We start from the raw sequence: 13,969 nt of genomic DNA, 5'->3' as shown, positions 1-13,969 counted from the left end.
AACACGGCGCAAGCACAAAAATCAAACAAGCAGGCAGACTGTGTATATAAGACCACAGGAAAGCCTGGTGGATTCTATGCTGTTTTATATCGGCATTCATCATAGTGTAATAGCGTAAAAAGATTGTTACCTGTTCGCATATCCAATAGCATCCAGAAATCGAAAGGGATGCTTAGTCAAGCAGAACTGCCACCGTATCCTTCAAGGGATTCGCAGAGGTTTTGCGAATCATGTTGTGGATGTATGTAAATAAACTATCATAGCATTCCATAACAGCCTTACCCTCTACCAGATAATCCACGCCATCGGCACTCATATACAGCTTTTCGGAACAATACAGCGGTGAGACAATGGTGCATTTTCCATACCATAGGCAGGACGGCATGCGGTTTTCCTTTATCCATTTCATATAATCAGGCAGGCTTCTGCTTTTCAATGCCTCCACCTCCTCCTTGATTTCTTCCGCATCAAAATCATGCATAATCTGTGTCTGTTCCATAAGAAACGAGAGAAAATGCTCCTGAAACACATCCTTTTTGAGGGTAAAGAGAACGCTGTCCTCGAGCTCCTCTGCATCATAAAGCTGCATATTAAACCATGAATTGAGCATGTCCGTTATCCTGTCCGAATCATATGCACACCCCCATCTGTCCTTTTTTAGCACATAAAGCTCATTCGTCAATCTCAATCTGATAAATTGTCCCATGTCAAGACACTCCTTTCCTGCTCGTGATAATAAAAAAAGGCAAGCACACTGATGGTATCCTCCATCAATGATACTTACCTCTCTAACAATCCATGAACCCCGGTATATTCCGGATTCCGCCAGGTTTCTCACCCTGTAGCCTTCATATCATGCTCAAAGTTATCACGATCACATTCCTAAAATTATTGTATCATATTTTTTACTAATTAAAAGAACTTTTGATACATTCACACTATTATCTTTTCTTAACAGCATAAAGAATGTGATGGTTATGAAATCGAATGACAGCCGCCAGTGTATTCACGCTTTTTCCATATACATTGGCAGATTGAGCCTTCGCCCTTCCTCCATGCAATAAGCCAGCGTTTCAGCATCCGGACAGGCATCCTCCTGTATCGGGTATGCCAGCTCCATGCTTTTATACTTACCTTCCCCCAGTGCATGATATGGTAAAAGCTCTACTCTTTGTACCGCAGAACCCAGTGATGCCACAAACTGCAGTCTTTTCCGCAAATCCCTTCGATCATCATTATATCCCTTCACGATGACCATGCGAATCCACATCGGCTTGTGCATCGCCGCCAGTCTTCCTGCGTTATCAAGAATTCGGCCGTTGTCCGCTCCGGTGATTTTTTTGTGTAATGCCGCATCAAAGGCTTTGATATCATAGAGAAACAAATCGCAGTATTGCGCAGCCCTTTCCATATGCTCCCATGCCACATCACCAGCGGTATCCACACATGTTGCTATGTGCTTCTGCTTCAGCAGACAGAGTGTATCCGCCAAAGCCTCAGCCTGTAACAGCGGCTCCCCGCCGCTGAACGTCACGCCGCCTCCGGACTCCTCATAATATGTGAAATCCTTTTCCAGCTGCTTTACAAGCTGTTGGCACTCCACCTGCATACCAACCTGTTCAAGGGCATCAAAGGGACATACCTCCTCCAGCTCCCCTGCCATATGCTGTGCACAGGGATGCATGTGAATAGCACCGTCCTCCATGTATACAGCTGCTGGATACGCATGCACACAGCTTTGACAGCCGCGGCACAGAGATGAAAAATGGAGCAGCTTATTGTACGGCAGCATCAGCTCCGGATTGGAGCACCATGCACAGCGCAGATTGCAGCCAATCAGAAACACGGTGGACCGTATTCCAGGGCCGTCCTTTGTGGAATAGCGCTGTATGGTCGACAGGTGAATGGCTACCATGTATTCTCCGTACGTGCGATAATGGCTTCCTGTGCTTCCGGCATCAGGGAAACAAACTGAGCACAGTAACCGGCAACACGCACAATCAGATCCGTATAATCCTGCGGATGCTCCTGCGCCAGACGCAGCGTTGCACTGTCTATGACATTGAACTGATTATGGTAGATGTGCTTTTTCGCAGAGGCCATCAGAAAGTCGACAAATTTATCGAGATTTTCCTCTCCTGCCAGTGCACCGCTGGAGAAACGCATATTCAGCAGCTGTCCTGCCGCCACCTGCTCGTTTGGCAGCTTGGCAACCGAATTGATAACCGCGGTAGGACCGTTTGTATCTGTCCCCTGTGTTGGAGAACAGCCCTCGTTTAACGGTGTTCCCGCAAACCGCCCGTCCGGTGTTGCGCCGACGACAAAGCCGTTTGGTACATAGGAGGTGATGTTGCTGGTCGACATCGTATAGCAGCTTACTGCAGGTCCCTGCTGATAACGCTGTGTACGATACTGCGGAAGCAGCTTCAGGTAGGAATCAAAAACATCCTTAACAATTTCATCCACCGCATCATCATCATTTCCAAACTTGGCTACATGACGTATTTTTTTATGGATTCTAGCAGATTCCAGAGACTGCCAGTTATCCTGCATAGCAGTCATCAGCTCTTCCCAGGTTACCGACTGCTCTTCAAACACCAGCTTCTTTATTGCGTATAATGCGTTTCCGACAACGCACGGTCCGATATTGGACTGTGAAATCACATCGTAGCGGCAGCCACCCTCCTTCAGGGTTTTCCCCAGCTTCATGGAGTCCTGTATAAAACAGCTTGCGAATGGATCAGCATCATATTTTACCAGAGAATCATCACAGATTGCATCGCATTCCACCGATATATCAGAATAGAATTTCAGCAGCTTTTCCCAACCCTGCCACAATTCCTCATAGCTTTCAAACGTAACAGCATCCCCGCCTTGTCCATTGACCGACAGCATTTGGATGCCGCTTGCAGGATCCACACCGTTATGCAGCAGAATCTCCAAAACCTTGCCCCAGTTTACATAGGTCATCCCGGTAGCCCGATGTCCGTATTTCCCCGGAACTCCGGTTTCCACACAGCCGATCGGACAATAATCCAGCGCATCCTTCTTCGGTATTGCCAAATCCTCGATTCCCTTTGCGGCAACCTCGTCATTGAACATGCTCGGCATGCCGCATCCGGTGCGAATCAGCAAGGCAGCCGCCTTCAGAAACTGCCTCGGTGTTTCCAAATGATAACGGACAGAGAAATTCGGTTCCGCTAAGGATGTCAGATGCATCGCCTCAATACATAGATAGGAAAGCTCATTGGTGCCGTCGCTTCCCTGCGGTGTTTTCCCGCCGACGACCAGATTGGAATAAAGCGGATAGCCCTGTGAGTATTTTGTATGACCGTAGGGACGCACCTTGTTACAGGAGGAATTCATAATGAACATATGCGTGATGATTTCCAGTGCCTGATCCTTTGTCAGCACACCCCGCTCTACATCCTGTTCATACAGCTTTCGCATGTACTGGTCAAAACGGCCGTAACAGAAGGAATGCCCGTTGCTTTCGATCATCTGCAGAACATGCACCATATAGCACACCTCTACTCCTTCATAAAAGCTTCTGGCCCCCTGTTCCATCATGGTCCCGGCCATATGTGCTATAACTCGCAGCTCCTGTCTTCTCTTTTCATCCTGCTCATGCTCCGCCATTTCCTCCGCCAGCTTGGCAAAGCGCTGAAAGAACAGCAGAGCCCCTTCCAGTGAAATGATAACCGCCTGATAGTAATTACGCTGTGCATCCTGCAAGTCAGTATTTGTCAGGGCATGCTTCGCCTCATCGATGATCGAACGAAACCCTCTTTGCAACAGCATTTCATGATCCGGTACAATATGACCGTCACCGGACATGGAGATGCCACCGCGGTGTAAAACTCCCTGCTTCTCTGCAAGACGGATATTCTCACTGAGATGTGCATTGACCTCATCCTCATGGGTATGCTGCAGCCAGTATGGTGCTATGCGTTTCAAATCCTGTTTTACTTCCTCGCTGATCTGAAACACATCACCACTTCGCTGATCGAAGGCTTCCAGCTCGTCAATGACCCACTGTATGGAATATTCCGGAAATATCGGAGCCGCGAAGTTTGCGGACGCCTGATTACCGAATATCAGGGAATGGGGCTGGATATAGATATCCATATGGGCAAGGGTGTGGGCGAAGGCCTTTGCCTTGCGAATGATATACGGTTCTCCTTCACTTTCCTGAAAGGATTGTGTATACAGAAGAGCACGCTGCGAGCATATACTGGCAGTGCGTTTCTCCATGACATGGCGAAGAGAATCGATGCGCTTCCAGTCAACGCCGGATGCTGCAGGTGTATAAAATAGAAAATCTTTCATAAGCGCCCTCCTCATAGCGATGCGCCTGCTTCTGGTATGGATCGTCTGCGTGTGCCTGCTGATTGCAGCATCATGACACCCGCAAACTGTCCAGCCATAAATTCATGCAGGCTGCGTCAAAGAATCCAGCTGTGCTTTGATTCTTTCTATGCATATTATAATGGGATTCCACCCGGGACGCAAGCCATTTGCGCTCATATTATTTTGTTTATGCATATTTTTGTATGTTTAATCGTGCATTATCATACATTTTCAATCATCAAGCTGCTTTTTAGCCAATATGTCCCGAAACCAGTATGCCGATTTCTTCGGAATCCGCTTTCCTGTTTCTATATCCAGCTCCAGCAGACCGTATCGGTTTTTAAACGCATTGATGGCGGACACATTATCAATATAGGACCAGACGAAATACCCATGACAGTGACAGCCTGCTTCCCTTGCTTTCAGCGCATACCGCAGATGTTCAGAAAGGAAGTCGATACGATAATCATCGTCAATGCTTCCCTGCTCGTTTCGGTAGCGTTCCTCATGTGCAATACCGATACCGTTTTCACTGATCAGCCAGTCTGGATTGCCATATTCATTTTTCAGGCGCATTCCAATATCATAGACAGCCTGTTCGTAAACCTCCCAGCCGCGGTCCGCATTGAATTTGCGATCCTCCTTGATCCATGGCTCGTAGAACTGCTTTGGATGAAAGGGGCCGGAATACGGATGACTGCGCGCCTGCACGCGTATCGGAAAATAATAATCAATACCGAGCATAGCAATACGATGTGCTCGGATATGCTGCAAATCCTCTTCCTTATAGGTGAACATACAGTCATGCAGCTTAAGCTGATGCAGCAGCTCCGCTGGAAACTCTCCCTTCAGGTACGGGTCCAGATACAGACGCACATGAAACAAGTCGGCATACCATGCGGCTGTTACATCCTGAATCTCTCCGCTTTTCGCATAGACCGGCGTCATGTGCACCATAGCCCCCATGCGGCATCCATAGGAGCGATACTGCTCTATGCATGCGACTGCATACGAGGTTGCCAGTATCTTATGAAAATGTGCCTGATAAGCGGTTTTCGGATCATGAGTGAACGGATACCATATGGCATCCATATATCCGTTGTCTATTGGTATGTTTGGTTCTGTAAAGGCGAACCACCAGGTTACCTGATCCGCAAAACGCCGCAGCACCTCTTTCACATAGATGATGTAGCAGTCCAGCGTTTCTCTGCCTGCCCAGCCGTTAAAGCGTTCGATGAGCACTGCCGGAAGGTCCCAGTGCTCAAGGGAAATCAGCGGCTCCATTCCCTCCTTCCGAATGGTCTTGATCACATCAAGATAATATGCAGCTGCCTCCTCATCCACGATGCCGGCTATCGGATCCTTCATAAACCGCGCCCATTGTATGGTAAAGCGGAAGGCTTTCATATGAAGAGATGCCATGGTATGAATATCCTCTTTGTAGCGGTGATAGAAATCAGCCGCCTTTTCCGGTCCGATTCCATTATGCCATTTTTCCGGTGCTGATGCATAGAACAGCTCTGCCCAGCTTTTCTGCTCTTTGCTTTTTCCTGCCACCCCTTCGATCTGCCATGCACTGCTGCTTGTTCCGATTAAAAAATCTTCAGGTATCGTCCTTATCATAAAACCCCTCTTTTCTTTATACTCTTATGATAAATCAGGAAAGGCTAACAGGAAAGCGTTTTCTTACTATTTCGTCTTGGTATTCATAAAAATTACGCATTTACATATCCTATACGCTGTGGTGAATTTAAAACAGATGTCTTCCAATACGTAAAAACACTATCCAATATCTCATACTGCACTTTTTCTCGATAGCTTCTATAAGTGCATTTGATGCGGAATCCAGTGACAATCAGCTAAGATAAAGCAAACCTATCTCCTTATTCAAAAGAGACAGGTTTGCCTTATCACCATCAAAATAGAACTATATAATTTCATATATCTGATTCACTGTATAAGTTTACCGCATTTTTACAAAAGCAGCAGACTGCCCGTATGTTGACAGCATATGATAGCTTCGTTTCTTTCTTACTTTAGGGTGTTTGCAAAAGGGAGACTTCAACTTCTATTGATAACTACAATCGTATGGAAGTCTCCCTATGTTAAGTTTACCTGCAATCGAGAAAGAGCCTATTACTTTCTTTTAATGCTGTATAGATTTCAGTAATTCTGCTCGAATAGCTGTTTAAGAATTTAAGAGCAAACTTTTTAGCGCTCCTCAAGAACATCCTTTTTCAATACCTTCAGCAGCAGTGCTGTGATGACAGAGCCGACAAGTATTGCAACAACAAACCAAAGTTGATTTTCTACGACCGGAAGTACAATGAATCCGCCATGCGGTACCGGGCATGCCACATTTCCAAAGGCCCCGATCAATGCCCCGACGATATTTCCGATAATACATGCAGGATACACAGCCTTCGGATCTTTGATAGCATACGGAATTGCTCCCTCTGTTATCCCCAGACATCCCATAATACCTACAGCTTTCGCATTATCACGTTCTTCCTCACTATATTTTTTCTTAGCAATAATCGTGGATAAAAAGATTCCAATCGGAGGAACAGCTACCAGAATTCTGAATATTCCATTAGGCTCCATGATCCCTTCATTGATCATAGAAAGTGTAAACATGGAGACAGCTTTTGTCACAGGTCCTCCAAAATCAATTTCACTAAAGAACCCCATAAACACTGCCAGCACAGCTTTTCCACTGCCGTTCAAAGTCACCATCAAATCTGACAGCGCCTGCATCAGAAAGGAAATCGGATATCCTATTATAAAATAATAAGCAAGGCCTAGTACAAGGACAGTTGAGATTGGAATGACCAAAATAGGCATGATGGAGCGAATCGTTTTCCCTACCTTTAATCCCTTCATCCATTTCGCCATATAGCCCGCAAGCAGACCTAAGATAAGTGCTCCCAGAAATCCTGCCTTAACCTCAACACCATTGATCATGATAGCATTGTTTGCAATATAACCTAAAATGAATCCCGGTGTAAGACCCGGTTTCCCGGCTACAGAATATGAAATATAGGCAGCGAATACAGGGATCATCATCGCCATTCCTGCTTTTCCCAGCTGATTCAAATAGGTCAGCAACGGCCCATTAGGAACAAGTCCTGTTTCCGTCTGCGTTGCACCCAATAAGGAAACTGCCAGGATCACACCACCGGCAACGACAACCGGCATCATAAAGGATACGCCACTTAACAAATGCTTTTGAATATCTTTCCAAATCGTTTTCATAATTATCAATTTCCTTCTACGAGTGCAACCGCTCTATCTACCAGCTTTTCCACATGCGAAATTGCTTCATCCACATCAGTATGTAATACACGCTTATTCTCAAATCGTTCCTCCCCCTCAATAACGACACTGACTGCCAGAATTACAACATCAGCTTGAGCTACATCCTCTTCACTTAGTTCATTTTCTATCCCCAAACCGCCCTGTGTTTCGATTTTCACATCAAAGCCTCTTTTTCTGCATTCCTTTTCCAGACACTCCTGTGCCATATATGTATGTGCAATCCCTGTTGGGCATGCTGTTATTCCTATAATTTTCATGTGTTTTCCTCCATCACTTTCTCATTAATTTCATGTAACATAACGAATACCTCGTGTTCATTATCCGCATTCCGCAATCGTTCCCTGAAGCTGCTATCCATCAATTTTTTACTGATTTCCGAAAGAAACCGGAGATGCAGGTTATTCTCATTTTTTTCAGGCACGGCAATCAGAAATATCAAATCCACCTCATTATTGTTTCTCGTATCCCAGATAAATTCATGCTTTGTTTTCATGAAGGATACAAATGGTTCTCTGACGCTGCTGCTCCGGCCATGCGGTATAGCTACTTTAAAGCCTACAGATGTGGGTAATATGTGTTCTCTTTCCTGAACACTTTTTAAAAACAGGTTTTTATCGCTTAATAATCCAACAGTATCTGCCATATCTGCAATATATGTGATAACTGTTTCACGATCACGGATATCTTTGTTTAAATATAAAAGATTTTCTCTAATCAAATCGGCTTCCTCCAAATATATATTTTATAACAGCCTTCTTATTCTTCATGGAAGACAGCTTTTCTATCATTTCCTTTGTTTTGATAAGTGAAAAGGCTTCTTCCAAAATAACCTTTGTTTTTGCTGTATCCTCGCTGTTCAATGCGAAAAATACAATCACCTTCACACGGTATTTAGACCATTTCACCGGCTCCTTATTGATCCATAAAGCCAATTGTGTTTTTCGTACAGTGGAAACTGCGCCATGAGGTATTGCACCTCCAACCGCGATATCCGTTCCTCCTTTCTGCTCTCTTTCCCATACACTGGTTTCAAAATGCGCATCTACACAGCCTTCTTTATTCAGGCCCATACAGACCTGATGAATAATTTCATCCTTTGTTATTTTCCCATCATTAATATAAATATTTTTCTCATGCAAATACTGTGGGATTTCAATAAAGCGTACATCCGCTTCCTTGGGTATTGATAACTTTTTCTTATATAGCTCTTCAATCCTCTGTATATCAGAATCATTGATCAGCATTGAAACAACTACAACCGGTTTATCAAGGCTTTTCAAAGGTATGGTTGACACTATAAAATCGATACTCCTTAATTCAAATGAGTTGATCGTATCAATCGATGCCGCTTCAATTATGTCTAAAGGCGGCAGGACACTTCGTATCCTGTTGGCAATCAATTCCGAAGTTGTTATCCCGTTTGGACACACAACCAAAATACGCTTACTCTTTTTTTCTTCTCCAATGCATTCTGGAAATGAAGCATAAGAAAGCCAACCTCATCCTCAGTAAGCGTGACCCCAAGCGTTGTCCTTATAGAGTCCATAATCATCCAGGTCAAATCAAACATCAAATGATATTGCTGCTTAATTTCAAATAACATCGGGTTAGTGATATAAATTCGATTTTTCAACCGATATATCATCGGTTCCAGATGCAGACAGAGATTGTAAAACAAATCCTGATCCTGCGTTAAATCAACATCGACGCAGTTTGACATTCTTTCAATTAAATTCTCAACTATATGCTTAAATGGATTTCCCCGTCTATGTAAAGAGCTGTTGAGCATAATCCGATTTGCACTCAAATACATAGAAAGGAAATATATATCGCCATCCTCATAAGTGATGTTTAAATCCTTCTTCAGAATACGAAGTAAATCATCACCAATCAGATAATACATCATCGCCATTATCTGATCGCTGTAAAATGCATTATGGATAATTTTGTGATGGTATCCTTTTCTCAAGCGATGACATAATACAATCATGACATTGAACAGATTGATTAAATAATGCTGTGCAGCAATATATATGTTGAAATCATCCAGCGCCTGAATTGTTGTGTAGCATGCTGTTATAATATCTGTATCATAGAATTCCTTAAACAATGCCAGCATTGCATCATCCGTAAATGTCAGATTTTCCGATGCTATCAGATATTCATTAAATGAGATTAACGCCTTTTGCCATTCTGTTTCTGTCCCCGTCAGCCTGGTACCGTTTTCATCTCCGATCAGTGACACTGTCGCATCATTTAAAATATGCTCTTTTATGTAATGGATATCTGCAATAATCGAGCTTATCCCCACCATATAACACGCAGAGGCTGATTGAAAGGTGATTCTATTTTCATAAAACAGTAGTTCTTTCATAAGCTGCTTTCTACGCTGCTCCGGCCGATATTTATCCATATGCTCTACAAAGCGGGCCTCTTTTCTGTTTTTCAGCTTTAATCCGGCACTAGGCTTTTTTTCAAATTCTATTCCCTGATTTTCCAGCTGCGCAATATCATTATGTATTGTTCGCTTTGATACAGTAAAAGTATCAGCAAGACTTTGAACAGTCATATAATTTTCGCTGTATGTTAATATTTCCAGTAGCTTTTTTTGTCTTTGCGCAGCCTTCAAGTGAATCTCTCCTATCTATAATAATTCTTTTTCGAATACTTCTAAAGATTTCAACATATGATCCTTTCGCATTTTCTGAATATCTTCCTTCTCAAAAAGACCGCCTGCTGTTCCTACATAAGTATAACCTGATTGTAAAGCTTTTTTCACATTTCCTGCCTGAATACCTCCGACCGCCATGAGAGGAAGCTCTCCCATTGGTTCACAGAGCTTTTTTGCATAATCAAAGCCTACTTCATTCGCTGGAAATACCTTTACGATATCAGCTCCCATTTCCAAAGATTCTGCGATTTCGGATGGTGTAAAAGCCCCGGGAACTGCAATCACATTGTGCTGCTTGCAATAATCGAGCATCTTCTGATTCATTTTTCTCGGAGATAAAACAAAGACTGCCCCTGCTGCAATCGCCTGAACCAGCTCATCATATGTCTGAACGGTTCCAGCGCCAATATGCAATCTCCCTTGAAACTCATCAGCAATCTTTTTGATGATTTCATATGCATTGCTGGTATTTAAAGTAATCTCCATGTTTTTCACATAGCTGCTGTTAATCAGAACTTCAGCAACACAGCGTACCTGCTCATAGGTATACCCTCTTAAAATCATCGTCACTTTCGATAATTCCATATCAAATCCTCCTTTACAGGAAAATAGTATCACGCATTCACACCCTCGAAAATGCCTTTTTTCTGCAACAATATTGTTGCAATTCTATTTACTGCTCCCGTATTTTATGCAAGCAATCGCATATAGAATAGTAGTGGGACACATTCATCACCTTTACCGTGATATAAGAAGCTACAGGTCATACTGATCAAATTGTCAGCATTTCTCCTTAAGGAAAAAAGCAAAAAAAACCAGTGCCTTTCACTATTTGCGAAAATGCTTCCGGTTTTTTTATACAATATCCATATATTGCTTATTCCACAAATTTCATATTCTCTGGCAGGTTTTCCACAGTCTCATCCAGCCTATTGCAGAATATCTGTTCAAAGGCATCCGCATTTGTGAATTTGCAGAAGCCCTTTACAAACAGCTTGCTGTCATCGATCAGCAGATAGCTGTGATTGCTGTTTTTCATCGCAATTTCCTTCAGTTCCCTGGTTCCCATTTCCGCAGTATAGCATTGCCCGCTGATAGGGTCCATGCCTGCACAGCCGATAAAGGCTCTGTCGAAATTATATAGACCAAGCATATTCTGCGCCATCGGTCCCTCACTCATGTGATATTTCGCATTGAAATCTCCACCGATGATGATGATTTGTGCAACCGGATCGTGCAGCCGCTGTACAATCAGCTGGTTATGCGTCACGATTTTGATGGGACGGCTTTGCAGATAGTCAATCATGGCAACGATACTGGTTCCTCCATCCAGAAAGACACATTCACCATCCTCAACAAGCTCACTGGCACTGCGGCAGATTCTGGATTTTCTGTCAAAATTGATCAGCATACGATCCTGCATCAGCAGCTCTCTGGATTCCGTCAGAATCTGATTCAGGCTTTCTCTGACAGCACCGCCGTGCACTCTTCGTACCTTTCCTTCCTGCTCCAGCTCCATCAGATCGCGTCGAATCGTGGTCTCACTGATGTTAAGCTGCTTTGCGACATCCCGTACATGGATGGTTCCTTCTCTTTCCACCTTCTGCAGCAGATATAATTTACGCTCTGTAGACAGCATACAATCACCTCATTTATGTTAACAGTATAGCATACGCACGACAAAAAGTCCGCAATATGATGTAACAAAGGTTAGACAAATCAGAAAGAAGAAAGAGCATTCCTGACAGCAGGGCTTCGTTATGGCTATGGTCATCTCTGACAGCTTTCCCTGTTTTAATACCCTTACGGATGTTCAATGGGAACACATCAACACCTGTTTCATCCGCCATGGAAATTCACAACAGCATACAGACACCCTGCATGAAACTGAATATGCCTGTCACTATCTAGGACTTCATCTATTAACCGTTATGGCTATATATATATGTATATAGCTTACAGAAATACAAGTCTCTCTGGGATATCGTCAATACATATTTATGCAGACAGCATAGCTTATACTGTATCAGAAAGTGAGGTGAGCAGTATTATTATGATGATTATGCCTGCATGGACAATTGCTGTGCAGAGCAGGCGCCATCCTGCAGCAGTGCTGAAAGCTGCTGTTGTGAGGGACCACAGGGTCCGCGAGGATATCGTGGAGCTACCGGACCAACGGGTGCCACAGGATCAAGTGGAGCAACAGGCGCTACCGGTCCCACAGGACCTGCCGGGTCTTCGGAAACCGTTTGCTGTGACTGTAAGGAGCAGATAAGAAATATCCTCCAGCAGATCATTACGCTTTATCCGAATCAGGATTTATTTATTACGCTGGAAAGCGGAGATGCCGCTGTCGGACGTGCAGGCGCACTGCTATTGGGACCGAATGGACGTACCGGCGTATTCGAGGTTATAAACTCTCAAAATACTTCCCAGTATCTATCAATCTGCAGTATTGATACGATTCAGATCAATGATGCCGTGTACAATGACGCCATTGTATATTTACCAGAGCCGGTGCCTGCCTTGACGGATTGCTGTGCTGATTGTGATGCTGTTATCCGTTCTCTACTCCCGGTAGGAAGAGAAAATGTCTATATCACTACCAACACACAGACGCCTTCCATTGGAACGGTTATAAGAAATGAATATGGTATGATTGTTCTTGCCAATCAGACAAACAGGAATATCACCTTTGTTTCAAGCTGCAGTATAGATTTATTTATCCTGTAAAGGGATGCGCGGAGGTTAGGACATCTCCGCTTTTTTCTGCCTCCATAGCAAGCCGGCGGAGGTATTGCCATAAAGATGCCTGGAAGCAGGTGAATCTTCCCTGTGTTATGTAAAGAAATTGCAACGGATATGGGAGAATGTAAATACAGGATTTGTATGTTCCCCATATACTGGAACGTATTAGAAAATGAGGTGAAAGCTATGCACTATGATGAATACGATGACAGCTGCTGTGATCCATGCAGTATGCCCTCCTGTCATCCATATGACTGTACCCCGTGCTGCTGTCCGGGGCCGCGCGGTCCACGCGGTTTTCAAGGTCCGACCGGGGCAACAGGACCTATTGGAAATACGGGGCCGACAGGAAATACAGGTGCCACAGGTCCAACCGGGACTTCTGTTATCACGAATGCACTCTCAGCACTGAATATTTCCGCTGCTACCGTTTCGGTAACATCCGATGGGACGAATATTCCTCTGCCTGTTCAGCCCTATATAAACGGATTTACGGCAAATGCTTCGAATACGCAGTTCACAGTTAATCAAACAGGTACCTATTTCATATCCTATGTTATCAAAATGACATCCGGATTGCCAATGTCATCAAGAGTAACACGGAATGATACGCCGATATTAAATTCTATCAGTACGTCCTCAACATCCTCAAATGAATATAGTGTATCATTTATGCAGTCTTTAACAGCAGGGGATGTTTTATCATTACAAATTTACGGAGTAAATGGTACGGTTACCCTGCAATCCGGCACCGGAGCATCATTAAATATTGTTAGAATAGCCTGATGTATAGAAACAAGATTCTGACATTTTTATCACAATACCTGAATATTTGCATTCTATTAACTGATATCCTCTGGTCCTGCAATACCATTCACATCA

General features: G+C 43.8%; 13 protein-coding genes. 2 read left to right on the top strand and 11 right to left on the bottom strand.

Annotation, left to right across the window (positions count from 1 at the left end):
• Nucleotides 1-172: 172 nt before the first annotated feature.
• The 11 genes from ACG3M1_RS05145 to ACG3M1_RS05095 all read right to left on the bottom strand — a co-directional run bounded on the left by ACG3M1_RS05145 (nt 173) and on the right by ACG3M1_RS05095 (nt 11,978).
• Nucleotides 173-706, bottom strand: a complete 534-nt coding sequence (locus ACG3M1_RS05145) for a hypothetical protein (protein WP_008819598.1) — start codon at nt 704-706, stop codon at nt 173-175.
• Between the two features lie 300 nt (nt 707-1,006).
• Nucleotides 1,007-1,915: a glycyl-radical enzyme activating protein gene (locus tag ACG3M1_RS05140; RefSeq protein WP_008819597.1), complete on the bottom strand. Its 909-nt coding sequence runs from the start codon at nt 1,913-1,915 to the stop codon at nt 1,007-1,009.
• Complete coding sequence (locus ACG3M1_RS05135; RefSeq protein WP_008819596.1) at nt 1,909-4,329, bottom strand: glycyl radical protein; 2,421 nt, start codon at nt 4,327-4,329, stop codon at nt 1,909-1,911. The genes ACG3M1_RS05140 and ACG3M1_RS05135 overlap by 7 nt, the downstream gene beginning before the upstream one ends.
• 252 nt (nt 4,330-4,581) lie before the next feature.
• Complete coding sequence (locus tag ACG3M1_RS05130; RefSeq protein WP_021421102.1) at nt 4,582-5,973, bottom strand: glycoside hydrolase family 1 protein; 1,392 nt, start codon at nt 5,971-5,973, stop codon at nt 4,582-4,584.
• 588 nt (nt 5,974-6,561) lie between these two features.
• On the bottom strand, nt 6,562-7,605 hold the full coding sequence (locus tag ACG3M1_RS05125; RefSeq protein WP_002607938.1) for a PTS fructose transporter subunit IIC: 1,044 nt from the start codon (nt 7,603-7,605) through the stop codon (nt 6,562-6,564).
• Nucleotides 7,606-7,610: 5 nt separating this feature from the next.
• Nucleotides 7,611-7,925: a PTS fructose transporter subunit IIB gene (locus ACG3M1_RS05120; RefSeq protein ID WP_002607937.1), complete on the bottom strand. Its 315-nt coding sequence runs from the start codon at nt 7,923-7,925 to the stop codon at nt 7,611-7,613.
• Nucleotides 7,922-8,386 carry a PTS sugar transporter subunit IIA gene (locus ACG3M1_RS05115; RefSeq protein ID WP_002607936.1) on the bottom strand — a complete coding sequence of 155 codons (465 nt, stop codon included), beginning with the start codon at nt 8,384-8,386 and terminating at the stop codon, nt 7,922-7,924. Before ACG3M1_RS05115 ends, ACG3M1_RS05120 begins: the two co-directional genes overlap by 4 nt.
• Nucleotides 8,379-9,098: a PTS sugar transporter subunit IIA gene (locus ACG3M1_RS05110; protein WP_395815426.1), complete on the bottom strand. Its 720-nt coding sequence runs from the start codon at nt 9,096-9,098 to the stop codon at nt 8,379-8,381. The genes ACG3M1_RS05115 and ACG3M1_RS05110 overlap by 8 nt, the downstream gene beginning before the upstream one ends.
• Nucleotides 9,080-10,297, bottom strand: a complete 1,218-nt coding sequence (locus ACG3M1_RS05105) for a BglG family transcription antiterminator (RefSeq protein ID WP_395814978.1) — start codon at nt 10,295-10,297, stop codon at nt 9,080-9,082. Before ACG3M1_RS05105 ends, ACG3M1_RS05110 begins: the two co-directional genes overlap by 19 nt.
• A 15-nt stretch (nt 10,298-10,312) precedes the next feature.
• Nucleotides 10,313-10,924: a bifunctional 4-hydroxy-2-oxoglutarate aldolase/2-dehydro-3-deoxy-phosphogluconate aldolase gene (locus tag ACG3M1_RS05100; protein WP_008819593.1), complete on the bottom strand. Its 612-nt coding sequence runs from the start codon at nt 10,922-10,924 to the stop codon at nt 10,313-10,315.
• Nucleotides 10,925-11,216: 292 nt separating this feature from the next.
• Entirely contained in the window at nt 11,217-11,978 is a 762-nt protein-coding gene (locus ACG3M1_RS05095) for a DeoR/GlpR family DNA-binding transcription regulator (RefSeq protein WP_008819592.1), read from the bottom strand.
• Nucleotides 11,979-12,409: 431 nt separating this feature from the next.
• Here ACG3M1_RS05095 and ACG3M1_RS05090 point away from each other — a divergent pair, with 431 nt between their 5' ends.
• Entirely contained in the window at nt 12,410-13,072 is a 663-nt protein-coding gene (locus tag ACG3M1_RS05090) for a collagen-like triple helix repeat-containing protein (protein WP_008819590.1), read from the top strand.
• Between the two features lie 201 nt (nt 13,073-13,273).
• Nucleotides 13,274-13,873, top strand: coding sequence for a BclA C-terminal domain-containing protein (locus ACG3M1_RS05085; RefSeq protein WP_022300076.1), 600 nt, complete (start codon nt 13,274-13,276; stop codon nt 13,871-13,873).
• The last annotated feature ends 96 nt before the right edge of the window (nt 13,874-13,969 follow it).

Source organism: Clostridium sp. 10cd*, from assembly GCF_044336395.1.
GTDB lineage: Bacteria > Bacillota_I > Bacilli_A > Erysipelotrichales > Erysipelotrichaceae > Clostridium_AQ > Clostridium_AQ innocuum.
This window is presented reverse-complemented; position numbering and strand designations above follow the sequence as displayed.